Source organism: Clostridium algifaecis (genome assembly GCF_017874415.1).
Classification (GTDB): Bacteria; Bacillota; Clostridia; order Clostridiales; family Clostridiaceae; genus Clostridium_B; species Clostridium_B algifaecis.
Map to the genome: position 1 here is coordinate 197,048 of NZ_JAGGLM010000002.1, position 26,599 is coordinate 223,646.

Below are 26,599 nucleotides of genomic sequence, written 5' to 3' on the forward strand. Positions count from 1 at the left end.
GTATGGGAAAAACGTTAATTGTGTATTATTCGTATACAAATAATACAAAGAAAATTGCAGAGCAGATTCAGAAGGCTACTGGTGCAGATATCTATAAAATTGAAACAGTAAAGCCTTATATAGGTGATTACAATTCAGTAGTTGACCAAGGAAAACAGGAAGTAGACTGTGGATTTAAACCGGAAATAAAACCTCTTTCAGTAAGTCTGGAAGATTATGATACGATTATTATAGGTACTCCTGTGTGGTGGTATACTTATGCTCCAGCAGTTGCAACTTTTTTATCTGAATATGACTTGTCAGGTAAGACGATAATTCCATTTGCAACGAATGGAGGATGGATTGGACATACATTAAAGGATATAGAAAAGGCTTGTAAGAATGCCGTTATTACAAATGCGATTGATATTAAATTTGATACAGACAAAATGGTAATGCCTGAAAGCAAGCTTGAGAAATGGATTGCTAATTTGTAAGAATTTGTTTAAGAGTGAATGTAGTATTACAGGTTGTCAGTTCATATTTGATTTCAGATATGAACTGATTTTTTGTATAACGAATGCTTATAGCTATGATTAGTTCGTAGTGCTCACTTTGAAAATATTTTATAAAAATCATTAGAAATGGTAGGTGATATCTAACTTTAGCTGTGATGTATTATCATTTTATACATTACAGCTTTTTATTTTTATATAATGTATTTTTATTCAAAAGCAATGAAATTTATGTATGTTATAAGTTGGTATAATTACGAAGTGACCTTTAGTTAGGAGGAGTTTTTTATATGAGTAAGAAAGGAACTTTGATTGTAACACTGGCGCTGTTATTGTCAAATGCAATGGCAGGTTTAGATGGAACAATCATTAATACTGCCTTACCATCAATCATAAGTGATTTACATGGAATTCAATATATGGGGTGGATAGTAGCTGCTTTTTGGGGGATTGATATGCTTGAGACGAATGCTCAGGATATTATAAAAAGTATTGACTTAGAGTTAACTCAAAGGATTATTCTTATATAGAGAAGTATTTAAATTTTTAATAAAATTTATGAAAGAATTGAGGAGGACTTATTATGAATTTAATGAAAGAAAAAAAATTTGGCTTTGGATGTATGAGATTGCCTGTATTAGATAAGGGAGATCCTACATCTTTTGACTATGAGTTAATTAACAAGTTATTTGATGCATATTTAGAAAGAGGGTTCAATTTCTTTGATACTGCTTATACATATCATGGATATCAAGCAGAAAAAGCAATATGTAAGGCATTGGTAGAGCGTCACCCTAGAAATTCATTCCAACTAGCTACAAAATTGCCATTACGTGATTTCAAAGATAGTGATGATATAGAACGTATTTTTAATGAACAGCTAACTAACTGCGGTGTTGATTTCTTTGATTACTATCTGTTACACAACATAGGTTCTAACGTTTTTGTAAAATGCGAAAACTATGGTGCTTTTGATTTTGTTGCTAAAAAGAAAGCTGAAGGTAAAATCAAAGTTGTTGGAATGTCTTTCCACGATACACCAGAATTATTAGATGAAATTTTGTCAAAATATGCTGATAGATTGGATTTCGTTCAACTGCAAATTAACTATATTGACTGGGAGCAGCCAAATGTTCAAGCACGTCGTTGTCTGGAAATTGCCAATAAGTACAGCAAACCAGTAAGTGTTATGGAGCCTTGCAAGGGTGGAACTCTTGTAAATGTACCAAAAGAAGCTGAAAAACTAATGAAAGATTATAATCCTAATGCTTCTACTGCAAGCTGGGCACTGCGCTATGCAGCTAGCCAGAAGGGAGTATTTCGTGTATTAAGTGGAATGAACACTATAGAACAAGTAGAAGATAATACTTCATTTATGGCTGATTTTAAGCCTTTAAATGAGGAGGAAATAGCTATCGTTGAAAAGGTTACTAAAATAATTAATGATAAGACAGCTATACAATGCACTGGTTGTGAGTACTGTACACATGGATGCCCAAAGAACATAGCTATTCCAAAAAATTTTGCATTATATAATAGCATTATGCGTACTACTGGTAGCTTTTCAAGTCAGATGGTATATTATAATAATATTGCTATTAACCATGGAAAAGCTAGTGAATGTATTGGATGTAAACAATGTGAGCGTGCATGCCCACAACATTTATCAATTACAACATATTTGAAAGATGTTGTAGAAAAATTTGAAAAGAATAGTATTATTCCTACCAGAAAATAATTGTTTTAACATTAAATAAAGTACAATATGACACTTTCAACCAGGACTCTACTCACGCGAAAAGGAGGCTCTATATCATGAAAAAATTTTTATCAATTATTATAGTTGCATCAATGATTTTGACATTAGTGGCATGTGGAAATAGCAATGGGAAACTGAACAATGTAAGTCAGAGCAAATCAGAGACAGCGAGAACATCTGCAAGTGGAAATACACAGAATGCTAAAACAGATGGATCACATTCAAATATTCTAATTGTATATTTCTCAAGAGTTGGCGTTACTAAATTTAGTAATGATGTTGATGTGGTATCATCAGCGAGTCTGAATGCTGGTAAGGATGGTTTGCTTGGTAATGCACAAATTATTGCCAATATCATTAAAGAACAAACAAATGGAGATGTTTTTCAAATTAAAACAGTAGATTCTTATCCATCTGGATATAGAGATACTACTAATAAGGCAGCAGATGAAAAGAAAGCTAATGCAAGACCAAAGCTTGCTTCACATGTAGATAATATGGCTGCTTATAAAACTATTTTTTTAGTATACCCAATCTGGTGGGGAACTATGCCAATGCCAGTGTATTCATTTTTAGAAGAATATAATTTATCTAGGAAAACAATAATTCCTTGCAGTACTCATGAAGGAAGTGCTATGGGAGACAGTAAAAAGGATATTGCATCAGTTTGTCCAAATGCTAAATTGTTAGATGGACTTGCAATTAGAGGAGGAGACGTTAATTCAGAAGGTGCAAAAAAATCTATAACTGATTGGGTAAAAAAATCAAGAATTTAAGATTAAACTAAGGATTATTTTGAGCAAGCTGATATAAACAAATAAAATATTTTGTTACAGTAATTAAATATAATAAGAAAATGAAATGTTAACTACAGCTGTTTCAAATAAGACAACATTTTAAATTATGTAAAAAATAAATTTCCTAATAAATTTAGAATGGAACCTCATCCTTTGTTCTATTTTATTCATGTCTATATAATAAGGCAAAGAATGGGGCTTTTATACCTATTTATTAAAAAACTATTGACTTAGAGTTTACTTCAAGGAGTAATGATTTCACAATTGTAGGCAGAGATGATATAGGCTTTTCGCATGAAAGACAACGCGAAAGTGGAAGAAATCTGATTGCGGGGTTGGATTTACACAAATTCATATTATTATTGGATCATCAGCCTTTTGAACTTCAAAAAAATGATGAATTAGGATATGATCTTCAATTAAGTGGACATACACATGCAGGACAAATATGGCCAGTAGGGCTGCTTAGTGACATATTAAGAACTAATGAATTGAATTATGGATACAAGAAGTTATCAAATATGCAAGCAATAGTTTCCTCAGGAATGGCAGGATGGGGCTACCCAATCAGGACAGAGGCTAATTCAGAATACGTAATAATTGATATTAAACCCAAATAAATAAATCCGGTGGCATTTTTTAATTAATAACAATGGAGTGTTACTAAGTGATAAAGAATCATCTTTTGAAAAAGCATTGACACATATTTAAAGTTTAAAGGTAGATGATTTAAAGTATATGAAAAAATTAAAATTAATAGTGCCAATAATATTATTAGTATCAATTTTATCATCGATAATATATATTAGAGTGGCTTCGGTAGAAAATTATAAGTTTAAACAAGAAGAGCTTATAGACGAGAAAAAAACAGAGAATAATACTTTAAAATTTGCTGTTTTAGGTGATGTACATGGAGATATCAAAAAATTACAAAAAGCTATTAATGATTTACATAGTATAGATGGAAACATGGACACTTTAATATTAAATGGTGATAGTGTGGATCAAGGAATAAAATTACAGTATTATGCTTTAGAAGCTGTACTATGGAAAAATAAAAATATTATTCCTAAAAGGATAATTAAAAACATTGGTAACCATGATTATTTTGATTATGATAAAGGCACAAATAAGCCAGAAGATGTTCAACATTTTATAAAAATGTATTTGGATTTTGCAGGCGAAAAATCTGTATATCATGACACTTGGATTAAAGGATATCATTTTATATCACTAGGTTCTGAATCTGGAAATACGAAAAAGTTAGGATCAGTGGATGCTTTTTTATCAGAAAATCAATTGAATTGGCTGAAACAAAAATTAAATGAAAAATATAAAAAAAATAGACCTATTTTTGTATTTTTACATCAAAACCTAAATAGCAGTATAAATGGTTGGAAAGGATTAAAAGAAGATCAAGAAAAAGAACTTAGAGATATTTTATCATCATATCCAGAAGTTATTTTGTTCACCTCCCATACTCATATTCTATTGAGTATGGAGAATGTAAAAACAAATTTGCCTTTTACTACAGCACACACAGGAGCAGTTCGCTATGCTATAATGCCAGAAGGAAATGGTATAAAAAACCTTTATGATGAAAGTCAAGGTTTATATGTACAAGTAAATGGAAATAAAGTCTTAATTAGAGGAAGAGATTTTGCAAAAAAAGACTGGATATTTTCGAAAGAAGTTATACATTAAATGGCTATTTTAATCAAGTAAGATGAGAGAAATGTTCATTTAATATATATGAATTTTTTAACTGAATAATCTTATTTTTATAATATCTACCATTTTTGAGGATTTGTATCATCTGGTATAATACGATTGATAATATCAAGGTAATGATTTGCTTTATTTTCCATATATTTTGCTCTTATTTTCGCTTCCTCAAGTTGAGCCTGAGCAGCGATCTTTTGCTTTAGGATAATTTCATAACGTTCTTGAATGGTAGAGTCTCCTTTCAGACACAGGTCTACATAGTTTTTGATATCTTCAACTGACATTCCACAATGTCTTAAATATTTTACACCTGTAAGCCAGTTAATGGATTCGTCATCAAAAATACGATTATTATTTTTATCACGCTGTATACTGGGAACTAGTCCCCTATCTGTATAGTATCGAATTGTATGTTCGGTTAGATTAAGCAGCCTGGACACTTCTTTTACATAATACATTAAAAACCTCCTTGAAAAAATATATAAAGTTATTTAAAACCACTTGACTTCGTGTTACTCGAAGATACTAAACTTAGTTTAACATAAGGGTACAGTAATTACAAATCTCAATAATAGTGATATGAATGAGATAAAAAGTTAATGACTATACACTTAATATATTTATAATTAGGAGGCTTTTATATGAAAAATGTAATTTTAAATAATGGTGTTGAAATGCCTATCTTAGGATTTGGAGTTTATCAAATTGATGATGCTGCTCAGTGTGAGGATGCTGTTTATAATGCTATTATGGCAGGTTATCGGTTGATTGATACTGCAGCTGCCTATATGAATGAGGAAGCAGTTGGTCGTGCTATCAAAAGGAGTCTAATACCTCGTGAGAAATTATTTATTACTACAAAGCTTTGGATTCAGGATGCGGGATATGAAAGTGCAAAGAAAGCATTTGAGAAGTCATTGAAAAGATTACAATTGGATTATTTGGATCTGTATTTGATTCATCAGCCATTCAATGATTATTATGGTGCATGGCGTGCCATGGAGGAAATGTATAAAAAAGGCAAAATCCGTGCAATAGGGGTTTGTAATTTTATGCCTGACCGACTGGTAGACTTGGTTGCTCACAATGAAATTGTTCCAGCTGTTAATCAGGTGGAAACAAATCCAGTCTGCCAACGTGTAGATGACCAGAAACTTATGCAGGATAAGAATATTCAAATGGAATCCTGGGCTCCATTCGCTGAAGGACGGAACAATTTTTTTCAGAATGATATATTGAAAGCTGTTGGAGGAAAATATGGAAAATCTGTTGCACAGGTGGTATTACGTTGGCTGATTCAGCGTGGAATCGTCGCAATTCCGAAATCTGTTCATAAAGAGCGTATTAAAGAAAATTTTAATGTTTTTGATTTTGAATTAAACAGTGAGGATATGAAGAAGATTGCTGAACTTGACACAAAGGCAAGTACTTTCTTCTCACATTATGATCCGAAAATTGTAAGTTGGCTTGGTACAGTTAAATATGATATTTAATATTTAGCGTAAATAAATGTTGTGATAATGCACTTCTGTACAGAATAGTTAATTTATATTATGGAATTAGTTAGTTTATACATATTTTGGTGTTATTCAATATTTATGAGAAAATTCATGAGTTTGGTTAATACCAATTTATATATTACAGATTTCATTTTTGAGGATATCGCAAAAAATTGAATAATTAGTTGATTTATTTGGCAATTAAATAATTCTATATATTACTAAACTAAAAGTAAAAAACACTTGACTTGAAGTTAACTCTAAGTGGTAAAGTAAATTATAAAGGGTTTGACATATTTACTTAAGGCAAACAATAGGAGGAGTATAAAATGACAAAAAGTTTAATTGCATATTTTTCGCATTCTGGAAATACAGAAGTAATTGCAAATATGATAAAAGAAAATGTAGGCTGTGATCTGTTCAAAATTGAGACAGTAGAAAAATATCCATCAAATTATAATGATGTGGTTAATGTTGCAAGAAAAGAGCAGAACGCTGACAGTAGACCAAAATTGGCAAGAAAAGTAGAAAATATGGATTCATATAATGTAATTTATATTGGTTTTCCTAATTGGTGGGGTACAATTCCAATGTGTGTATTTACATTTTTTGAGTCATATGATTTTTCAGGCAAAACTATCATCCCATTTTGTACAAATGAAGGAAGTGGAATGGGGCGAAGTGAGCATGATATTAAGAAACTTTGTCCAAAATCTAATGTTTTAAGTGGTCTACCAATTAGAGGCAGTAGTGTACATGGCTCAGAAAAAGAAGTATCACGTTGGCTTAAAGGAATGGAGGTTTAAGAAATGAAAAAATTAGGATTTGGATTTATGCGTTTACCAATTATAGATAAGGAAGATCAATCAAGTATTGATTTTGAACAACTAAATAAAATGGTGGATACTTTTTTAGAAAGAGGATTTACTTATTTTGATACGGCTTATATGTATCATAATTTCACAAGTGAAACGGCATTGAGAGAAGCATTGGTAAAACGTCATCCAAGAAATTCATTTACTGTAGCTACAAAAATGCCAACCATGTTCTTAAAAAAGAAAGAAGATCTGGATAAAATTTTCAATGAACAGTTGGAAAAAATTGGAGTAGATTATTTTGATTACTATTTACTTCATAATTTGGGTGTATCCAATTATGAAACTGCAAAAAAATTAGATGCATTTTCATTTATCCAAAAAAAGAAAGAAGAAGGAAAAATCAGAAATATTGGTTTCTCTTTTCATGATACAGCAGACCTATTAGATGAAATATTAACGACACATCCTGAAGTGGATTTTGTTCAGCTGCAGTTAAATTATCTGGATTGGGAAAATGAAAGTATTCAATCTGGAAAATGTTACGAAGTAGCCAAGAAACACAATAAGCCAGTTGTCGTTATGGAACCAATTAAAGGTGGAACGTTAGCAAAAGTACCTGCTAAAGCAGAAAAGTTGTTTAAAGAATATCATACAGATATGTCTGTGGCATCTTGGGCAATTCGATTTGCAGCTAGTCATAAAAATGTAATGATGGTATTAAGCGGAATGTCTTCTATGGAACAGTTATTAGATAATGCCGGATATATGGATGAATTTAAATCTTTTACTTCAGAAGAATATGATATTGTAAATAGAGCAGTCAAGATTATTAATGAAGCTATTGCAATACCATGTACAGCATGTCAATACTGTGTTGATGGATGCCCGAAGAAGATTGCAATACCAAAATACTTTGCTTTATATAATTCAGAAAAACAGTCACTAAATCAAGGATTTTCAACACAGAACGTATATTATGATAATTATACCAAAACATATGGCAAAGCGTCCGATTGTATTGAATGTAAAAAATGCGAGAAAAGCTGCCCACAGCATATTGAGATTACAAAATACTTAAAACAGGTAGCAGATACATTTGAAAAATAGCAATTAAATTTCATATGCTACATCAAAAAGATGGACCAGACATTAAAATATAAGATAAAAGAGGAATAAATAATGGTAGTATAAAAAGGAAGGTGTGCCTTCCTTTTTTTGCATAATAAAATAAGAAGACAGCACAGACATAGATATAAGGTATTTTATATTTATATTATACTAAGTAACAATTATCATATAAATAGTAGTGATTATTATTTATATGTGATAATATATAATTGGTTATAAACAAAATACAGCATAAGTGTTCTTTAATTTTAGTTTTAGGGAAAAGATATCATCATTAAAAAAAGAAAATATAGAATAACAAGGTGAGATGGAATGGTAATATTAAATGCAGTTGGCAGTGTGCTCAGTATAGTTATTATGATATGTGTAGGATATATACTTACTAAATGTAAGTGGTTAAATGAGGGAATATCAAAAGTATTTTCAAAATTAGTATGTAATATAGCGCTTCCATGTTTGATGATTTTTAATTTGATGGATAATTTCAATAAAAGTAAATTAGATCATATTGGTAAAGGGCTTATTATACCTGTTTTATCTATGGCTATAGGTTATGTAATAGCCATAATTGTATCTAAAATTATAAAAGTTGAAAAGGAAAGAATTGGGACATTTAGATCGATGTTTTTTGTATCAAATTCTATATTTATTGGACTTCCAATAAACTTGGCTTTATTTGGATCTAAAAGTGTTCCTTATGTGCTTTTGTATTATATAGCAAATACTACATTTTTTTGGACAATAGGAGCTTACGGTATAAGTTCAGATGGACAAGCTGACAAAAAAACAAGTATATTTTCTATGGAAACTTTAAAGAGAATATTTTCTCCACCACTTATGGGATTTATTTTGGCAATAATATTTATAATGTGTGAGATTAAGCTTCCACAATTTGTAATGGACACATGTAAATACTTTGGAGAGATGACAACACCACTTTCTATGTTATTTATAGGAATAACAATTTATTATGTTGATTTGAGAAAAATAAAAATAAGCAGAGATATTATATTTGTTTTAATAGGAAGATTTTTAATTTCTCCATTTTTAATAATAATTTTGGCAAGATACTTCCCTGTACCTGAACTAATGAAAAAAGTATTTATAATACAGGCAGCTATGCCGGTAATGACTAATACTTCAGTAGTTGCTAAGGCTTATGGAGCGGATTATGAATATGCAGCAGTAGTTACATCACTTACTACTATAATGAGTTTGATTGTTATACCGATATATATGTCCTTAATATGATAATATTAAGGACATTAACATTAATTTATAAATTTTAAAAAAATATACAACACTAAATAAAATATTAAAAAGTTAAATAAATAATAAAAGATAATATTTATTAGCATAACTATAGATATATTTCAAATAATTCAGAAAAATAAATATAGATACAATATTATTAAATTTTAATATGATACATAAAACAATATATACACACTAATATTAAATAAAAAAAATTAAAAATAAATAATTAATTAAAGTAAAATAGAGTATAAAAAAGACAGACATCCATCCCCAATGGGGCGAAGGTCTGTCGCGGTACCACCCAAATTACTACTTATATAAATAACGGCTGTGCCGGCATAACTTACTAATTTCAGTTTGCAACTTAGGAGTGATTTTCAACAATTTTAGTTTATGGATTCTCACCAAAACATCCACTCTCTGAAAACATATTTTTGTTTACTCTTCTCCGTCATCGTTTTTTTATTTGAGCTAACTATACTATAAAAAAATCTCTATGTCAACTTTGATTTTTAAAAATATATAAGGAAAGTGAAGCACTTAATATGATTTTAATAAAATAAATACAAAAAATTTAATGATTTATAATAAATAATTAAATATCGTATTTATTTTTTAAAATTAATCAATATATTTTAATATATTTTAAAATCATAGTTTAATTAAATACAATTGCATTTATAATATTTATACTGTAATCATTAGTTATTAGGGAAGTATAGATACGAATTCATAAATTTGAGTCAAAAAATTATAAAATGAATAGCATTATTTTTACTTATATAATGTAGAAAAAAATAATAAATAAAAAAATCCAAAAAACTATTGACATTATCATTATAAGGTATTAATATATAGTACATACACTAAATATTAATAAATTAATTGTTAAAAGTAATGAATGATTTTAAGTAATGACATTTCACTAAAAAAGTATTTTATCTTATACAAAAGTATAGAATTGATGTATTATGTCGGTTGTATATTTATAAGATAATTTGTGAAATTAATTTAATTAGCATAAATCTAGAGTATAAAGACAATGATAAGGAAGAGTAAATAGTAGATATTTTTTAGAGAGTGAGATTTTGGTGGGAACTCATAAATATAACTATTGAAGGTAGCCTGGGAGTCATTAAGCTGAAAATAAGTAGGCTTTATCGGTAGAACCGTTATTACTTTAAGTAAAAAATTTGGGTGGTACCGCGCGACCAAACCTTCTCGCCCCAAGCAGAGAATGTTGGTTGCTTTTTTTATACAAAATTTTATAACATTTATTTGAAAGCAGATTTTAAATAGGTAGTAAATCAATATATTTATAAAATATAATGTATTTAGGGTATGTTTATACATAATAGTTGTAAAATTTTAAATTGTCGTAATCTTCAAATTAGTTAATTAAATTTATTGTTTAAATTATGAATTGAATTTAGAGATTCAATGTAAATTAGTGAAAAAGTAAAAACAAAAATTTTAGGAGGAAAGTATTATGGAAAAATTAAAAGTTTATTATGATGAGGATGCAAATTTAGATCTTTTGAAAGGAAAGAAGATAGCTATACTTGGCTTTGGAAGTCAGGGACATGCACATGCTTTGAATTTAAAAGAAAGTGGACTTGATGTAATTGTTGGTTTATATAAAGGTAGTAAATCATGGAAAAAAGCTGAGGACTATGGATTTAAAGTATATGAAACAGCAGAAGCTGTTAAACAGGCAGATATCATAACAGTACTTCTTCCAGATGAAAAACAGAAAGAAGTTTATGAAGAGAGCATAAAAGATAATTTATCAGAAGGAAATGCATTATTCTTTGCACATGGATTCAACATTCATTTTAATCAGATAGTACCACCTAAGAACATAGATGTATTGATGATTGCTCCTAAAGGACCTGGACATATAGTTAGAAGAGAATATACATTAGGTAATGGAGTTCCTTGTCTCTATGCAGTATATCAGGATTACAGTGGAAAAGGAAAAGAAATTGCTTTAGCTTATGGAAAGGGAATTGGCGGAACTAGAGCAGGAGTTATGACTACAACATTTAAAGTTGAAACTGAAACTGATTTATTTGGTGAACAGGTAGTACTTTGTGGAGGAGTTGCAGAACTTATAAAAGCAGGCTTTGATACATTAGTTGAGGCTGGATATGCTCCTGAAAATGCATATTTTGAATGCTTACATGAGATGAAGATGATAGTTGATTTAATATATGAAGGCGGATTAGCCAGAATGAGATATTCTATAAGTGATACTGCTGAATATGGAGATTACAAGATAGGTAAGAGAATAATAAATGAAAATACAAGAGCTGAAATGAAAAAGGCTCTTCATGAAATTCAAGATGGAACATTTGCAAGAGAATGGCTTCTTGAGAATAAAACTGGAAGACCAGGATTTACAGCAAGAAGAAGAATTGAACAAGATGCTTTAATTGAAAAAGTTGGTAAAGAGCTTAGATCAATGATGTCATGGATAGATCCAAATCCTTCAAATGAATAAATTTATTCTATAAAATAAGGAGGCTGTGATACTATGAATGGGGCTATGATGCTTTTAAAATGTTTGGTAAAGCATGAAGTTGATACTATATTTGGGTATCCAGGTGGAGCAGTTTTACCTATATATGATGCATTGTATGATATGAAAGATAAAATAAATCATATAATAACTGCGCATGAGCAAGGGGCTGCTCATGCTGCAGATGGATATGCTAGGTCTACTGGAAAGGTTGGGGTTGTTCTTGCAACCTCAGGACCTGGTGCTACAAATACTGTTACTGGAATTGCCACAGCATATATGGATTCTGTACCAATTATAGTGTTTACAGGTCAGGTACCTGTAAATTTGATAGGAAAAGATTCATTTCAAGAAGTTAATATAAGAGATATAACTAAAACAATAACAAAAAAGAATTTTACTATTGATAAATTAGAAGATATTGAAAGTACTGTAGATGAAGCTTTTAGAATAGCAGTTAGTGGGAGACCAGGACCTGTAGTTGTAGAAATACCAAAAAATGTTCAAAATTCACAAGCTAAAGATTGTTGTTTAAATATTACAAGTGTTTCTCATTTTAAAAAAGAATTTAAATACGATTTATTTTCAAATAATCATGAAAATAATATTAATGAAGCTGTTAAAATTATAAAAAATAGTGAAAAACCTATGGTTTATGTAGGCGGTGGGGTAATTTCATCTTGTGCTGAAAATGAACTTATGGAGTTTGTTGATAAGCTTAATGCACCTGTTGCTTGTTCACTTATGGGAACTGGGGCGTTCCCAGGTGATAGGAAAAATTATACTGGTATGGTTGGAATGCATGGAACTCACTGCTCAAATAATGCGATAACAAATTGTGATTTATTAATTGCTATAGGAGCTAGATTTAGTGACAGGGTTATAAGCAAAGTAAGCACTTTTGCAAAAAAGGCTAAAATAATTCATATAGACATAGATGAAAAAGAATTTAATAAAAATGTAAATATTGATTTACCTCTAAAAGGAGACGTAAGGAATATTTTAAATGAATTAAATACAAAGCTTGAAAAGCAATATCATAAAGATTGGATGGAAAAAGTACTGGATGAAAAAGAAAAGGAATTGAAAAAATTAGATTCTAGTTCGGATTATGACAAAAGTAAACACTTGAGTCCTAAACATATAATGGATAGCTTGTATAAGCTAACTGGTGGAGATTGTATAATAACTACAGAAGTTGGACAAAATCAGATTTGGACAGCACAATACTTTAAATTTTTAAATCCAAGAACATTTATTTCATCAGGAGGACTTGGAACAATGGGATTTGGGCTTGGAGCTGCAATTGGGGCATGCATTGGAAATCCAGGCAAAACAGTGATAAATATAGCTGGAGATGGCAGCTTTAAAATGAATTGTAATGAGCTTGCTACAATTTCCAAATATAGATTACCTATAATTCAAATTGTTTTAAATAATTCTTCACTTGGAATGGTACATCAATGGCAGGAGATGTTTTATAATAAAAGATACTGTTTTACAGAATTGACCAATGATGTTGATTTTCTAAAATTAGGAGAAGCTTATGGAATAAATACTTTAAAAATAAAGAATAATAATGAGATAGAAGATTGCTTGAAATTTGCACTTGAAAAAAAGCAGCCTATTATAATAGAATGTAACATTGATAGGCTTGAAAAAGTATTCCCTATAGTTCCACCTGGGGCATCAATAAGTGAAAGTATAGGTTAATATTTTCAAGCGAAATTTAAGTTTATAAATAAAAAAGGGGCTTATAAATATAAATCGGTTATAGAATGATATTTAAAATGAATATGAAATTGGTAAGCTATGCTGGTGCTGTTGATATTTTAATTTAGAAAAAATTAGGCGGCACTGCAAATCTTCTTGCCTCAGGCAGGGAGAAGCTTATTTTTTTTCTAAAAAATTCTATTGAGGAGGGTATTCAAAATGAGGAGTGATTTAGTAAAAAAAGGAGTTAAAGCAGCTCCAGCAAGGGCACTTATGTATGGAATGGGATATACTAAAGAGGAAATTGAAAGACCTCTTATAGGAATAGTAAATTCGCAAAATGAAGTAGTTGCAGGCCATATGCACCTTGATGAAATAGCAAAAGCTGCAAAGATGGGTGTAGCTATGGCTGGAGGAACCCCTATGGAATTCCCTGCAATTGCAGTTTGTGATGGAATTGCAATGGGGCATGTAGGAATGAAATATTCTCTTGCTTCTAGAGAGTTAATAGCAGATTCTATTGAAGCTATGGCAATGGCTCATGGATTTGACGGATTAGTCTTAATACCAAACTGCGACAAAATAGTTCCTGGAATGCTCATGGCGGCCGCAAGACTTAATATACCAGCTGTTGTAGTAAGTGGAGGACCTATGAGGGCAGGCAAATTAAACAATAAAGCACTTGATTTTAGTACCTGCATTGAAAAGGTAGGAGCTTGTAGCGATGGCAAAGTAACAATAGAAGAACTTGAAGAGGAAACAAGGAAAGCCTGTCCTGGTTGTGGTTCATGCTCGGGATTATTTACGGCAAATAGTATGAATAGCCTTACAGAAGTACTTGGAATGGGACTTCCTTTAAATGGGACTGCACTTGCACAGACTGGAGAGAGAAATCAGCTTGCAAAATATGCAGGTATGTATGTAATGGACTGTGTAAAAAATAACAGGCGTCCGTTAGATATATTAACTTTAGATGCTTTTAAAAATGCAATAACAGTAGATATGGCTATGGCAGGTTCTACAAATACAGTACTTCATCTTCCGGCAATTGCTCATGAAGCAGGCTTAGAGCTTAATCTTGATCTATTTCATGAAATAAGCAAGAAGACGCCATGTCTTACAAAATTGAGCCCAAGCGGCAAACACCATATGGAAGATCTTCATCTGGCAGGAGGAATACCGGCTCTTATGAATGAGCTTTCAAAGAAAGGATTAATAAATGAAAATGCCTTGACTGTTACAGGAAAAACAATAGGAGAGAGTATAAAGAACTGCAAAGTTTTGGATTATGAAGTTATAAGAAGTGTGGATAATGCTTATAGCAGCGAGGGCGGAATAGCAATACTTAGAGGAAATCTGGCACCAGATGGTGCTGTAGTTAAAGAATCAGCAGTTGCAAAGGAAATGATGGTTCATGAGGGACCTGCCAGAGTTTATAATTCTGAGGAAGAGGCAGTTAAAGCTATATTTGGAAATGAAATAAATAAGGGTGACGTAATTGTAATAAGATATGAAGGACCAAAAGGAGGTCCTGGAATGAGAGAAATGCTATCACCTACTTCTGCAATAGCAGGTATGGGGCTTGATAAGGATGTAGCACTTCTTACAGATGGAAGATTTTCAGGAGCAACTAGAGGAGCATCTATAGGCCATGTATCACCAGAAGCTATGGAAGGCGGATTAATAGGACTTGTAGAAGAAGGAGACACTATACTTGTAGATATAACAAATAAAAAATTAGAACTAAAGGTAAGCGAAAAAGAAATCGAAAAAAGAAGAAGAAATTATGTAAAACCTGAACCAAAAATAAAAAAAGGATATTTGTCAAGATATGCAAAATTAGTTACTTCTGCAAATACAGGTGCAGTACTTAAATAAAATGTTTATATAATTTTAATTATGTTAGAATATATATTAGTAATAATTTTTATTACTAATATATATTATGAAGGGAATTAAAATTATATGCATATAATTAAAGTTAATATATATGGACAAAAAGATAAAATTATGCCTGTGGGGTGCAGCAGCAAAAAATGCAGTTGTAATTTGTGTTCAAGTAAAGAAGGATGTTCAGATTGTAATTCAGCTGCATCACGAAATACAGTTAGAGATTTATACAACAAATTAAGCGATTTTTTAAATACTACAGATTTAGCAAAATATGTGGAAATAAATTTCATAGAACTAAATTATAAAAATATTAACTATGATAAAAGCATGAATTCTGATGAGATATCAAGAGTTGTTGATGTTATAGAGAGGGGATTTGAACCTCCTATAACTGTAATTGATGGAATTATAAGATATTGTGGAGGAATATCAAATGTTCTTGTATATAAAGATGTAAAGGAGCTGCTTAGTTAATAGTTTTATATCAATTTCAGATTATATTTGTAAAAGATCCTGGATATTATTTAATATTTAGGATCTTTTTTAAAATAATAGTTCAAATGACAATATTGACTTTAACTTTATTTAGTATTAATATTTCTATATGTATTGAATTAACAAGATTGTAAAAATTCATTTGAAATTATTTATAGTAATTTGGAATTAGTAGTGCAACTGATCAGCAATTAGAAATTATAATATAGATTACTAATTGCTGATTTTTTAAGCTTATATTGAAGGGAAGTAGAAATTATTATGATAAAAATTTTAATTGTAGATGATTCAATTTTTTCTCAGAAAATAAATGCCAATTTGATAAAAAAGTTTTTAAATAAAGTTGAAATATTTTTTGCAAATGATGGACAGGATGGATTTATAAAATATAAAAAAATCAGACCTGATTATATATTTCTGGACTTGCTGATGCCAAAATTAAATGGCAAGGAATTGATAAGATTAATAAAAAATTATGATAAAGATGCGAAAATAATTGTAATTTCTGCAGATGTACAAAAAAATGTAAGAGAAGAAATAGATACATATAATATATTATCATTTATTAATAAACCATTTAATGAATCAAAGGCTAAGTGCATATGTGAAATGATAAAGGATGATGAAAATGAATGAAAGAAAATTAAAATATGATATATTAAAGGAATTATTCAATATAAGTGTGGGAAAGGCTGCCAGCTTACTTTCAGAAATAATAAATAGAAAAATATTATTAGATGTTCCAGATATCAAAATTTTAAATATTAAAAATAAAGAACTAAATTTAGATGATTATCTTCCAAAAGTAATAGATGGGACGCTAATGGCATCTTCTATCTCTTTTGAGAAAAAGTTAACGGGAAAAGCAAATCTCATTTTCCCGGCTGAAAAAATGAGAACTTTTATAAATCTTTGTTTAAATGAAAAAGAAACAGATAAATATTATGAAATGAATTTTACAGATATTGATTTTGATACTATTAAAGAGATTGGAAATATAATTTTAAATTCTATTGTGGGTGAAGTTGGAAACTATTTAGACATTAGTTTAAATTATACTTTGCCCGAAGTAAAAATATTCAATAAAATAGATTTTACTAAGGATATAGAAAATAATGAGTATACATATATATTAATATTATATATAACATTTATAATAGATGATACGGAAATTGAAGGTGCAGTATTAGTAGATTTAACATTTAAATCATTAACTGAGTTAATGAAAAAAATAGCTAAGATTGAAGATGATCTTTGTGAATAGAATTTTATATGACATATTAAATGATGTTAGTGAAGGAATAATAATTTTAAATGAAAAATTGGAAGTTTGCCTTTGGAATAATTACATGGAGCGTATAACAGGAATAAGTAAAGAGAAGGCTAGTAAAAATAATATATATACAGTATTACCAAACTTTAATGTGAATTATTTTAATAAAGCTATAATTGATTCAATAAATAATGGACGTAAGATATTTTTTTCGGCAGCTATGCATTCAGGAATGGTAAATAGTAAAAAAAATTTAAATTTAAAGATAAGTAGATTTGAAAAAGATGAATGCAAATTTTTGCTTTTAGAATTTATTGATGTTACTAACCAATTTATACAAATTAATAAATTAAAAAGTTATGTTCATGAATTATATAAGGTAAATAAACAATTAAGAGAAAAAGAGAAAATTATTAAAAATCTGGCTTATTACGATAAATTAACAGGAATTGCAAATAGAACTTTATTTTATGAATTTGCGGAAAAATTTTTAAATAGTGCAAAAAGAAAGAATACTTTATTGGGTTTAATGTTTATAGATGTTGATAAATTCAAAATTATAAATGATACTTATGGACATAAAATAGGAGATAGAGTTCTTATAAAAGTAGCAAATATATTGGAGAAGGCTACAAGAAAAAATGATATTGTTGCGAGATATGGAGGAGATGAATTTTTAATATTATTACCTGATGTAAAAGATTTTAGCAATCTTGAAATTATAGTTTCCAGAATTATTAATAATAAAAATAAAATTATAAATTTCAATAGAAAAAAAGTCAATATATCATTGAGCATGGGAACTAGCTTTTATCCTGACGATGGAGATAGTATAGATAAATTAATGGCAAAAGCTGACAAAGCTATGTATATAGCTAAAAATAAAAAGGGGCAAGATTGTAGTGAATGTAACTTGTGGCAGAATTAGAGTCGAAAATTTTTTGATTATTTAATTGAATAATTCACTCTAATGTTATATAATGTAAAAGTTGATAAAAATTAGTAAGGAAATTAGTCATATGAAAAAAATATTAGAGGAAACTAGAAACAAGTTAAATGCAATGTTAGATTCTAACAAATATACGAGTGAAGAAATATTAAAAGTAAGTCAGCAATTGGACAGGCTCATTGTATACTACTATAAAGCTATAAAATGTGAAAGAGTTGAACTTAATTTAAAATAAAGTATATTTTAAATTAGGTTAACTTTTTTGCAAATTATGCAGGAAAAAACAAGCTACTGTAGAATGTATAAAATAACGTGATTAATTATGAATAATTACGTTATTACAAATTTTATAGGAGGTTGTTAAAAATGAAATTTTCTAAGAAGTATATATTAAAAAAAGCAATGAAGATGATAGGTTCTTTGGCATTATTTTTAGGAACAATAGTTATAGTACCAACGTCAATTATTGGATCATATCAACCAAAATGTGCTGACGAACTTCTAAAGTAATAATTAGGTTTTCTCATAAACAAAAATGTTTATGAGAAAACCTAAAATAAAGGAGGAAATATATGGACGTTATAAGAGAAATAGTATTAGATGGTATTGAAGCTTTACTTCTTTTAACGGTTTTTGAAATATTGTATAATGAAAAAAAGTTTATGATACAAAATAAAGGTAAAACAGCATTATTTTGTATATTATATATTTTTGCTAATTATTTAGGAGAATTCTATATTACTAAATCTTATCATACATTTGTTATTTCAATATTTTGTATTTTATTATTAGCATATATTACAAAGATAAAAGTATTTTCATCAATAGTTGTGTTTTTTTCATTTCTTATAATAATTTCTGTTACAGAGTGTTTTACTCAAATTGTTGAGATGCTTGTATTTCAAATAAGTTTAAATCAAATTTATTTGAATAATGAATATTTGTGGCTTTTTTTAATAATTGCCAAAACGTTACAAATAGTTACTGTAGCGATATTTTTTAAATATAGTGAATATTTTACTAGATTTAAATTATTTAAACAGGAAGGTGCTTTTTTTTCTAATTTGATAATTCAAGTTGGAATTTTCGGAGTTCTTATATTTAGTATCAATTTTGGCATTTTTAATATAAAAAATATTGAGATGTATAATGTATTTATTTTTATTATATATTTTATACTTTTGATATTGGAATTAAAAGAATTAAAAGAATATAGGAGATTTATAAATATAGAAGCCGGATATAAAGTTCAAGAAAATCAAATTAAAAATATGAAAGAAATAATAAGTATAATCAGACAGGAAAAACATGATTTTGCTAATCATATTAATGTAATATGGGGATTATGCTTATTAAATAAAGCAAATACTGTTGAACGAATAAGAAATTATGTAGTTGGAATTTCAGATAATATGCATTCATCATTTAAGTATTTAAATACCGGTAACGATTATTTAGACGGGTTATTATCTATAAAAAATAATTATGCTATCAAAAATAACATAAATTTTGAGGTAAATATAGATGAACCATTTAGTTCAATAAAAATTAAAGAAAATGAATTGATAAGCATTATTAGTAATCTTGTTGATAATGCATTTGAATCATTTCAAGTTAAATCCAATATGGAAAATAAACAAATATCTATTTCTACTTTTATTGAGAATAAGAAATTTTGTGTTGAAGTAGCTAATAATGGAGATATGATTCCTGAAAATATTCAGGAAAAAGTTTTTGAGAAAGGATTTTCGACAAAAACAAAGAAATCCAGTGACCATGGATTTGGATTATATATAATTAAACAACTAATTGAACAAAATAGAGGATGTATATCCTTAGAAAGCACTCATGAGGAAACCAAATTCTTAATTGAATTTAAAATGAAGGAGGCAACTGAATGAATAAAATTATAAAATGTTTAGTAAATAAAATTTCTGAATATAACCCTGAATTTTCAGATCTAGAATTAAAGAAAATGGAATATGGATTAATTTGTACTTTTAGCGAGATTACAAAATTCGTTCCATATTTCATTATATTTTGGATATTTTCTCTTCATAAATACTATATAGTTAGTATTATATTTTTTTGCCCTATAAGATTATTTTCAGGTGGGTATCATGCAAAAACTTATTGGGGATGTTTTTTTATTAGTCTGGCTGTATTTGCTGGAATAGCTATTATAGGTAAATATATAATCCTTAATAAATATATTTTAATGTTATTATTAATCTTTTCTTTTGCAATCGTTTGTATTTTTTCTCCTGTAGATAATGTAAACAAAAGAATAAAAAGTAAGGAGAGAAGGTTGAAACTTAGAAATTGTTCTATAATAATCACACTATGTTTGAGTATATTATGCTATTTTATTCAAGGTGAATTTTTTAATACTGCTGCAATTTCAATTGTGAGCGCAGTAATAATGATGATGGTTGGTAAAATAAATAATATATTTTCTTTTCAGTTAACATCTGATTTCAACAATAAAAAAATTTAAAAGGAGCTCAATGATTTTGTGAAATCTTTGTTAATTAGGCATAATCATATTGAAAATTAAGTCTTACAAGAATACAATATCCTTATTGTGTATTTTAAGAAAAAAAGAGGAGATTGATTTTATTGAATTTACTTAAAGCCATAGATGAAATTTGCATTAAATATAATGAACGAATTTGTGAAATATATAGAGATTCAAAACTTACTTATGGCAATTTAAAAAAATATTCAGATGCACTTTCAAAGTATATAATATTGAAATATGGAAAAGATAAATCACCAATTGTTATTTATGGTCATAAAGAACATGAAATGTTAATATCATTCTTGGCATGTAGTAAGTCTGGACATGCATATATTCCAATAGATACTACATTCCCAAAAGATAGAATAAATGATATTATTGAAAGTTCTAGTCCAAAATTATTTATTAATATAGGAAATATTAATATTGACAAATTTGATGGTGAAATGTTATTACAGCAGGATTTGAAATATATTTTTAATAAATTTTCTAGCTCAAAATTTGATGAATCATTTTATATTAAAGAAAATGATGTTTATTATATGCTATATACTTCAGGGAGTACTGGCAAACCAAAAGGTGTTCAAATTACATATAAAGCGCTGAAAACATTTATTGAATGGTTTATGCCATACTGCAAAACTAGAGAGGATGAAAGTGTTTTTTTAAATCAGGTTTCTTATTCTTTTGATGTATCGGTAATCAGTGTTTATATTGGGCTTCTTCTTGGCAAAACATTATATGTTATAGATAAAGAAATGACTTCAAATTTTAAAGATTTATTTAAAAACTTAAATATATCTAAAATAGCTATGTGGATATCTACACCTTCCTTTGCCGAAATGTGTGTTATTGATAACAGCTTTAATAAACTTTTACTCCCAAAGCTTGAAAAGATGTTTTTTGCTGGAGAGGTATTATCAAAAAAGCTGGTTTCAACTTTGTATGAAAGGTTTGATAATATTTCTATAATAAATGGGTATGGTCCAACAGAGACTACAGTTTTAGTAACTGCTATAGAAATAAATAAAAATATGCTCCATAGTGAAGAACCTATTCCTATAGGTTATAGTATGAATAATTCTAAAATAATGCTGGTAGATGATGCTGGTATGGAAATTAAAAATGGTGAAAAGGGGGAAGTTTATATAATAGGTGATAATGTAAGTATTGGTTACTATAAAAATGAAGAAATGAATAAAAAACATTTTTTTACTATTGAAAGTAGTGAAGGCGTTAAATTTGGTTATAAAACTGGTGATTTAGCATACAAAAAAGATGGCATATTTTATTATTGTGGAAGGAAGGACTTCCAAATTAAATTAAATGGATTTAGAATTGAATTGGAAGATATCGAAAATAATTTAAGAAAGCTAGATTATGTAAGTAATGATGTTGTCCTACCAGTTAAACATAATGAAAAAATTTCGTATATTGCAGCATTAGTTAAATTGAATAAGAGTATTGATGAAAAAGAGTTTAAGATAGCTATGAAAATAAAAAATGATCTTGGAAAATTATTACCTACATATATGATACCAAGAAAAATTAAATTAGTAGATAAATTCCCTATTAACACAAATGGTAAAATAGATAGAAAAGCACTTCAGGAGGACTTGAAATGACACCTTTTGATAGTAGTATGTTCTTTTATATTCTTTTTCTTTCTTTAATTCCTGCAATATTTTTAGGATTATTGGAAAAAAAGTTAAAATACTATGGAACTATATTGAGTTTATTTATGATTGTGCTTTTTATAGGAATAAACAAATTTCAATTAATAAGTTTTTTTTCTTTTTACATCTGGCAAGTAATTTTAATTGAAGGTTATTTAAAATTAAGAAAAAAAATAAATAATATATGGGTAATGAGGCTATTTGTTTTCTTAAGTATATTGCCATTATGCTTAGTTAAATTTAGCCACTTTTATACCACCTCTACTTTAGGATTTATCGGTATTTCATATGTTACTTTTAGAACAGTTCAGATAGTAATTGAAACGCATGATGGTCTTATAAAAAAAATAAATTTATTGGATTTAACTTATTTTATTATTTTTTTCCCGAGTATTAGTTCAGGACCTATAGATAGGAGCAGAAGATTTGAGGAAGATATAAACAGAATTATAAAAAAGCAAGAATATCTAAATTATATGGGAACTGGTATTTTTAAAATTTTCAAGGGAGTTGCTTATAAATTTATTTTATCAAGTATTATTTATAATTATTGGCTTTGTAAAATACCGTCGTCTTTTAGTGCGATTAACATACTTCAATATATGTATGCATATAGTTTATACCTTTTCTTTGACTTTGCAGGTTACAGCTGCATTGCTATTGGTACAGGATATTTTTGGGGAGTTAAACTTCCAGAAAACTTTAACTTGCCTTTTTTAAGTAAAAGTATGAAAGAATTTTGGAATAGATGGCATATGTCTCTGTCTTTTTGGTTTAGAGATTTCATCTACACGAGATTTGTGATGAATTCTATGAGACACAAGTGGTTTAAGAATAGGTACACTTCATCATATTTAGGATTTATGGTGACAATGGTCACTATGGGTATATGGCATGGTACCTATCTATATTACATAATATATGGATTTTACGAAGGTATTTTACTTGTTGCAACTGATTATTATCAGCGAAAAAGTAAATTTTATAAAGCTCATAAAAAAGAAAAATGGTTTATGGCTTTATCAATTTTTATAACATTTAATTTAGCTTGTTTTGGATTATTATTATTTTCAGGACGTTTATTGATCTATTTTAAATAATTGGAGGGATTTTAAATGCAAGAAAAATTATTAGAAATTCTTGAAGGAGTATGCGGAACTGATGAGGTAAGAAATGATCTTGATTTGGATTTATTTGAAGATGGTCTTTTGGATTCACTTGGAGTTATAGAACTTTTATTATCAATTGAAGACAACTTAAAAATATCTATACAGCCAACAGAAGTGACCCGTGAACAAATTTCAACACCTAGAAAGATAATAAACTATTTAGAGACTAAAAAAGGTGAGTAAAATGAACAAATTAAAGTCATTTGTTTTAGCACTTATAATTATTATTGCTTTAATATTTTGTATAAATATATACTGCCAGAGTTATATAAAAAGTAATATCTCAAGCAGTTTTAGGTTATATAATGATATAAAAAATGAAAGTACATTTATCCAGAAAAATGAAGCAAATAGTAAAAATCTTCTCATGCTCTATGGATCTTCTGAGCTAGGAACTACAAATATACCATCTAATCCAATGAAATATTTTCCTAAAAAAGGAGATGATTTTAATGTATCTCCTATTGGAAAAGGATATATGCAGGATTTAGCACATGTTATAAAATTTGCAGCTAATCCAGCTTTAAAGGGAAAAAAAGTTGCTTTTATAGTATCAATGCAGTGGTTTTTATATAAAGATGGTGTACCAACTGATGATTTTCAAATGAACTTTTCTGAAGTTCAATTCTATGAAGCTATGAAAAATCCATTGATTTCAGAAGACATAAAAAATCAGATTTGTAAAAGAGTATATTCACTTGTATCTAATAATACTTTTTATTCAGATGTATCGGTATATGCAAAACTTTATAATAGCAATAACTTTATACAAAAATTAGAATTTGCAATGCTTAAACCTTATTTTGATATAAGATGCAGTTTACTTGAATTTTCAAATACCATAAAATCTTATAGGCTTATACAGAAATATAAAATTAATACTAATTTAAATACGCATAAGCTATCTGAAATTGATGAAAAGAAATCTTTTGCTGATGCAGAAAAACTTGGAAGTACACTTGCCAATAATAATTCTTTTTATATGCTCAATAGTTATTATGATAGTTTTATAAAAAATAATTTAAGTAAAATTAAAAATGTGAATAAAAATGTAAAACTTACAGATTCAAAAGAATATGAAGATCTAGAAACTCTTTTAAAAGTATGCAAAGCTCAAGGAATTAAACCATTATTTATATTAATGCCAGTTAATGCAAAATATTATGACTTTAATGGAATAAATAGGTCTACTAGAACTGCATATTTTAATAAAACAAAAAATCTTATATCAAGTTATGGTTTTGATGTAGCGGAATTTCAAAATCATGAATATGAAAAATATCTTATGGAAGATGGAATGCACCTTGGTTGGAAAGGATGGTTATATGTTGATAAAGAAATTGATGAATACTATCATAAATAATTATATACTTTTTTATCTAATTGTAATGATTGGATTGCTTATCATGTTTGTTTTTACACCTTCTAGTAATATACCATATGTTTATAGTAATTTCTAAAATATAAAAGAATAATTAAAAGCTGTATTTTAAACTTTTAATTATTCTTTTATATTTGATATTTAAATTTAAATTTACAAAGTTTTATTTACAAACTGAAGAAGGTTTTTTAAAATAGTTGAATTACTTTTGCTGTATATAGGAAAATATAGTTCTGGAGTATCACTTGTAATAATTTTAAACTCATATCCATTATCCTTATAGAATTTGATGATTTTAGGCAGTGCCTTACATGTATTTTTATGCATATAATCGCAATGCATAAGCAATATAATAGGATTAACTTTATTTTTATTTGATATAGCCTCATTAAAAAGTTTTTGTGGCGGGGTTTTTGCTCTCAGTCCATCAGAAGTTACTATATTCCAATCATACACTTTATAATTATTCTTATGCAAATTTTTAAGCAGGTTTTCACTTAAATGTTTTCTGCTTCCTCCAGGAAATCTTAGTATATCAGGTTTTATTCCAACCACTCTATTTATTTCTTCACGTGTATTATTCATCTCTTTCATGAAATTATTTTCACTAGAATATATTTTTCTATTTTTGTGAGTATATGTATGAAGCCCTATACTGTTCCCTTCATTATATATTCTTTTTACAGTTGACTCATTTTCTTTAATTTGATTTCCTATCAAAAAAAATGTTGCTTTTACACCATTTTCTTTTAATATATCAAGAACTTTATCTGTAAGTGGACTGGGTCCATCATCGAAAGTAAGATATATAATTTTTTTATTAGGGTCTATTTCTGACGCAGATACAGTATTTAATTTAAAGTTCTGTTTAAAATCTATACAATTCATTATAAAAAAGATAATGATAAATATTAAACAAAATGTGGAACAATGTCTCTTAACTCTCACTTTATACACCTCTGAATTTATTAATTTATACATAAACGTACATGAACTATTATCAACAAAAAAATCAATATAATAACTGGTAATATATTCATAGACATGATTTTATGATATTTTTTATTAACAATTTGTGCTTTTTATGTTATAAAGTCTATTTTTAATATTATTTACGCTTCATACTTCGAATGAGAGTTTTTGCATTTGAAGCTATCTTTAGCAAGCGTTCTTAATAGAGTCAGTCTAATTCCTACGAAAAATACTTCTAAAAAATCATAAAAACATATTGACATATAAATCATTTTATAGTACAATAAGTTCATATTTAAACAATAAAAACTATGACAGGGATTATTAGATATGAAAGTGATTTTAAAGAGAGTGGGGAAAGGTGAAAACCCATAAATTATTTTGTATTGAACTCACCTTTGAGTTGCAGGCTGAAATAATAGTAAGCTGAGCCGATGCGAATCGTTATCTAATTAAGTAATAAATTTGGGTGGTACCGCGAATAGACTCGCCTCATAGGCATATAAGCAGTCTGTTTTTTTTATGCTAATTTTTAGTGGTATAGTGTTTTGATTATTAT

At 28.2% G+C, this 26,599-nt stretch carries 27 protein-coding genes and 3 other annotated features; of the genes, 25 read left to right on the plus strand and 2 right to left on the minus strand.

Going from position 1 to position 26,599, the window contains the following annotated elements:
• The first annotated feature begins 2 nt into the window (after positions 1-2).
• The 6 genes from J2Z42_RS03575 to J2Z42_RS03600 all read left to right on the plus strand — a co-directional run bounded on the left by J2Z42_RS03575 (position 3) and on the right by J2Z42_RS03600 (position 4,754).
• Positions 3-476 carry a flavodoxin gene (locus tag J2Z42_RS03575; RefSeq protein ID WP_209700991.1) on the plus strand — a complete coding sequence of 158 codons (474 nt, stop codon included), beginning with the start codon at positions 3-5 and terminating at the stop codon, positions 474-476.
• A gap of 308 nt (positions 477-784) precedes the next feature.
• Positions 785-1,024 (plus strand): hypothetical protein, encoded by a 240-nt coding sequence (locus tag J2Z42_RS03580; protein WP_209701055.1) that lies wholly within the window; start codon positions 785-787, stop codon positions 1,022-1,024.
• Positions 1,025-1,077: 53 nt separating this feature from the next.
• Complete coding sequence (locus J2Z42_RS03585) at positions 1,078-2,232, plus strand: aldo/keto reductase (RefSeq protein ID WP_209700992.1); 1,155 nt, start codon at positions 1,078-1,080, stop codon at positions 2,230-2,232.
• 77 nt (positions 2,233-2,309) lie between these two features.
• Positions 2,310-3,029: a flavodoxin gene (locus J2Z42_RS03590; RefSeq protein ID WP_209700993.1), complete on the plus strand. Its 720-nt coding sequence runs from the start codon at positions 2,310-2,312 to the stop codon at positions 3,027-3,029.
• Between the two features lie 356 nt (positions 3,030-3,385).
• Entirely contained in the window at positions 3,386-3,670 is a 285-nt protein-coding gene (locus tag J2Z42_RS03595) for a metallophosphoesterase family protein (protein WP_209700994.1), read from the plus strand.
• 118 nt (positions 3,671-3,788) lie between these two features.
• Complete coding sequence (locus J2Z42_RS03600) at positions 3,789-4,754, plus strand: metallophosphoesterase family protein (protein WP_209700995.1); 966 nt, start codon at positions 3,789-3,791, stop codon at positions 4,752-4,754.
• 86 nt (positions 4,755-4,840) lie between these two features.
• On the opposite strand, the gene J2Z42_RS03605 is transcribed toward J2Z42_RS03600, so the two are convergent.
• Positions 4,841-5,233, minus strand: a complete 393-nt coding sequence (locus J2Z42_RS03605; protein ID WP_209700996.1) for a MerR family transcriptional regulator — start codon at positions 5,231-5,233, stop codon at positions 4,841-4,843.
• Between the two features lie 183 nt (positions 5,234-5,416).
• Between J2Z42_RS03605 and J2Z42_RS03610 the strand changes: the two genes are divergently transcribed.
• The 19 genes from J2Z42_RS03610 to dltD all read left to right on the plus strand — a co-directional run bounded on the left by J2Z42_RS03610 (position 5,417) and on the right by dltD (position 25,050).
• Complete coding sequence (locus tag J2Z42_RS03610; RefSeq protein ID WP_209700997.1) at positions 5,417-6,268, plus strand: aldo/keto reductase; 852 nt, start codon at positions 5,417-5,419, stop codon at positions 6,266-6,268.
• Between the two features lie 335 nt (positions 6,269-6,603).
• On the plus strand, positions 6,604-7,080 hold the full coding sequence (locus tag J2Z42_RS03615) for a flavodoxin (protein WP_209700998.1): 477 nt from the start codon (positions 6,604-6,606) through the stop codon (positions 7,078-7,080).
• 3 nt (positions 7,081-7,083) lie between these two features.
• Positions 7,084-8,199 (plus strand): aldo/keto reductase, encoded by a 1,116-nt coding sequence (locus tag J2Z42_RS03620; RefSeq protein ID WP_209700999.1) that lies wholly within the window; start codon positions 7,084-7,086, stop codon positions 8,197-8,199.
• 333 nt (positions 8,200-8,532) lie between these two features.
• Entirely contained in the window at positions 8,533-9,471 is a 939-nt protein-coding gene (locus J2Z42_RS03625; RefSeq protein ID WP_209701000.1) for an AEC family transporter, read from the plus strand.
• Positions 9,472-9,748: 277 nt separating this feature from the next.
• Positions 9,749-9,941: a binding site (T-box leader), on the minus strand.
• Positions 9,942-10,510: 569 nt separating this feature from the next.
• Positions 10,511-10,709, plus strand: a binding site (T-box leader).
• Positions 10,710-10,966: 257 nt separating this feature from the next.
• Complete coding sequence (gene ilvC / locus J2Z42_RS03630; RefSeq protein ID WP_209701001.1) at positions 10,967-11,980, plus strand: ketol-acid reductoisomerase; 1,014 nt, start codon at positions 10,967-10,969, stop codon at positions 11,978-11,980.
• A gap of 33 nt (positions 11,981-12,013) precedes the next feature.
• Positions 12,014-13,711: a biosynthetic-type acetolactate synthase large subunit gene (gene ilvB / locus J2Z42_RS03635; protein WP_209701002.1), complete on the plus strand. Its 1,698-nt coding sequence runs from the start codon at positions 12,014-12,016 to the stop codon at positions 13,709-13,711.
• Positions 13,712-13,930: 219 nt separating this feature from the next.
• Positions 13,931-15,589 (plus strand): dihydroxy-acid dehydratase, encoded by a 1,659-nt coding sequence (gene ilvD / locus J2Z42_RS03640; protein ID WP_209701003.1) that lies wholly within the window; start codon positions 13,931-13,933, stop codon positions 15,587-15,589.
• Between the two features lie 87 nt (positions 15,590-15,676).
• Entirely contained in the window at positions 15,677-16,078 is a 402-nt protein-coding gene (locus J2Z42_RS03645) for a hypothetical protein (protein ID WP_209701004.1), read from the plus strand.
• A gap of 282 nt (positions 16,079-16,360) precedes the next feature.
• A complete protein-coding gene (locus J2Z42_RS03650) occupies positions 16,361-16,735 on the plus strand; it encodes a response regulator (protein ID WP_209701005.1) in 375 nt (124 codons plus the stop codon).
• Positions 16,728-17,363 (plus strand): chemotaxis protein CheC, encoded by a 636-nt coding sequence (locus J2Z42_RS03655; RefSeq protein WP_209701006.1) that lies wholly within the window; start codon positions 16,728-16,730, stop codon positions 17,361-17,363. The genes J2Z42_RS03650 and J2Z42_RS03655 overlap by 8 nt, the downstream gene beginning before the upstream one ends.
• Positions 17,356-18,300 carry a sensor domain-containing diguanylate cyclase gene (locus J2Z42_RS03660; protein ID WP_209701007.1) on the plus strand — a complete coding sequence of 315 codons (945 nt, stop codon included), beginning with the start codon at positions 17,356-17,358 and terminating at the stop codon, positions 18,298-18,300. The genes J2Z42_RS03655 and J2Z42_RS03660 overlap by 8 nt, the downstream gene beginning before the upstream one ends.
• Before the next feature lie 91 nt (positions 18,301-18,391).
• On the plus strand, positions 18,392-18,556 hold the full coding sequence (locus J2Z42_RS03665; RefSeq protein WP_209701008.1) for an aspartyl-phosphate phosphatase Spo0E family protein: 165 nt from the start codon (positions 18,392-18,394) through the stop codon (positions 18,554-18,556).
• Between the two features lie 131 nt (positions 18,557-18,687).
• On the plus strand, positions 18,688-18,831 hold the full coding sequence (locus J2Z42_RS03670) for a cyclic lactone autoinducer peptide (RefSeq protein WP_209701009.1): 144 nt from the start codon (positions 18,688-18,690) through the stop codon (positions 18,829-18,831).
• 62 nt (positions 18,832-18,893) lie between these two features.
• A complete protein-coding gene (locus J2Z42_RS03675; protein WP_209701010.1) occupies positions 18,894-20,222 on the plus strand; it encodes a sensor histidine kinase in 1,329 nt (442 codons plus the stop codon).
• Positions 20,219-20,818 (plus strand): accessory gene regulator ArgB-like protein, encoded by a 600-nt coding sequence (locus J2Z42_RS03680; protein WP_209701011.1) that lies wholly within the window; start codon positions 20,219-20,221, stop codon positions 20,816-20,818. The genes J2Z42_RS03675 and J2Z42_RS03680 overlap by 4 nt, the downstream gene beginning before the upstream one ends.
• Positions 20,819-20,940: 122 nt before the next feature.
• On the plus strand, positions 20,941-22,467 hold the full coding sequence (dltA, locus tag J2Z42_RS03685; RefSeq protein ID WP_209701012.1) for a D-alanine--poly(phosphoribitol) ligase subunit DltA: 1,527 nt from the start codon (positions 20,941-20,943) through the stop codon (positions 22,465-22,467).
• A complete protein-coding gene (gene dltB, locus J2Z42_RS03690) occupies positions 22,464-23,618 on the plus strand; it encodes a D-alanyl-lipoteichoic acid biosynthesis protein DltB (protein ID WP_209701013.1) in 1,155 nt (384 codons plus the stop codon). Before dltA ends, dltB begins: the two co-directional genes overlap by 4 nt.
• A gap of 15 nt (positions 23,619-23,633) precedes the next feature.
• On the plus strand, positions 23,634-23,870 hold the full coding sequence (dltC, locus tag J2Z42_RS03695; protein ID WP_209701014.1) for a D-alanine--poly(phosphoribitol) ligase subunit DltC: 237 nt from the start codon (positions 23,634-23,636) through the stop codon (positions 23,868-23,870).
• Between the two features lies 1 nt (position 23,871).
• Positions 23,872-25,050, plus strand: coding sequence for a D-alanyl-lipoteichoic acid biosynthesis protein DltD (gene dltD, locus J2Z42_RS03700; RefSeq protein ID WP_209701015.1), 1,179 nt, complete (start codon positions 23,872-23,874; stop codon positions 25,048-25,050).
• A 171-nt stretch (positions 25,051-25,221) separates the two neighbouring features.
• Here dltD and J2Z42_RS03705 read toward each other — a convergent pair whose 3' ends face one another.
• Positions 25,222-25,956, minus strand: coding sequence for a polysaccharide deacetylase family protein (locus J2Z42_RS03705; RefSeq protein WP_209701053.1), 735 nt, complete (start codon positions 25,954-25,956; stop codon positions 25,222-25,224).
• A gap of 386 nt (positions 25,957-26,342) precedes the next feature.
• Positions 26,343-26,538, plus strand: a binding site (T-box leader).
• Positions 26,539-26,599: the final 61 nt, after the last annotated feature.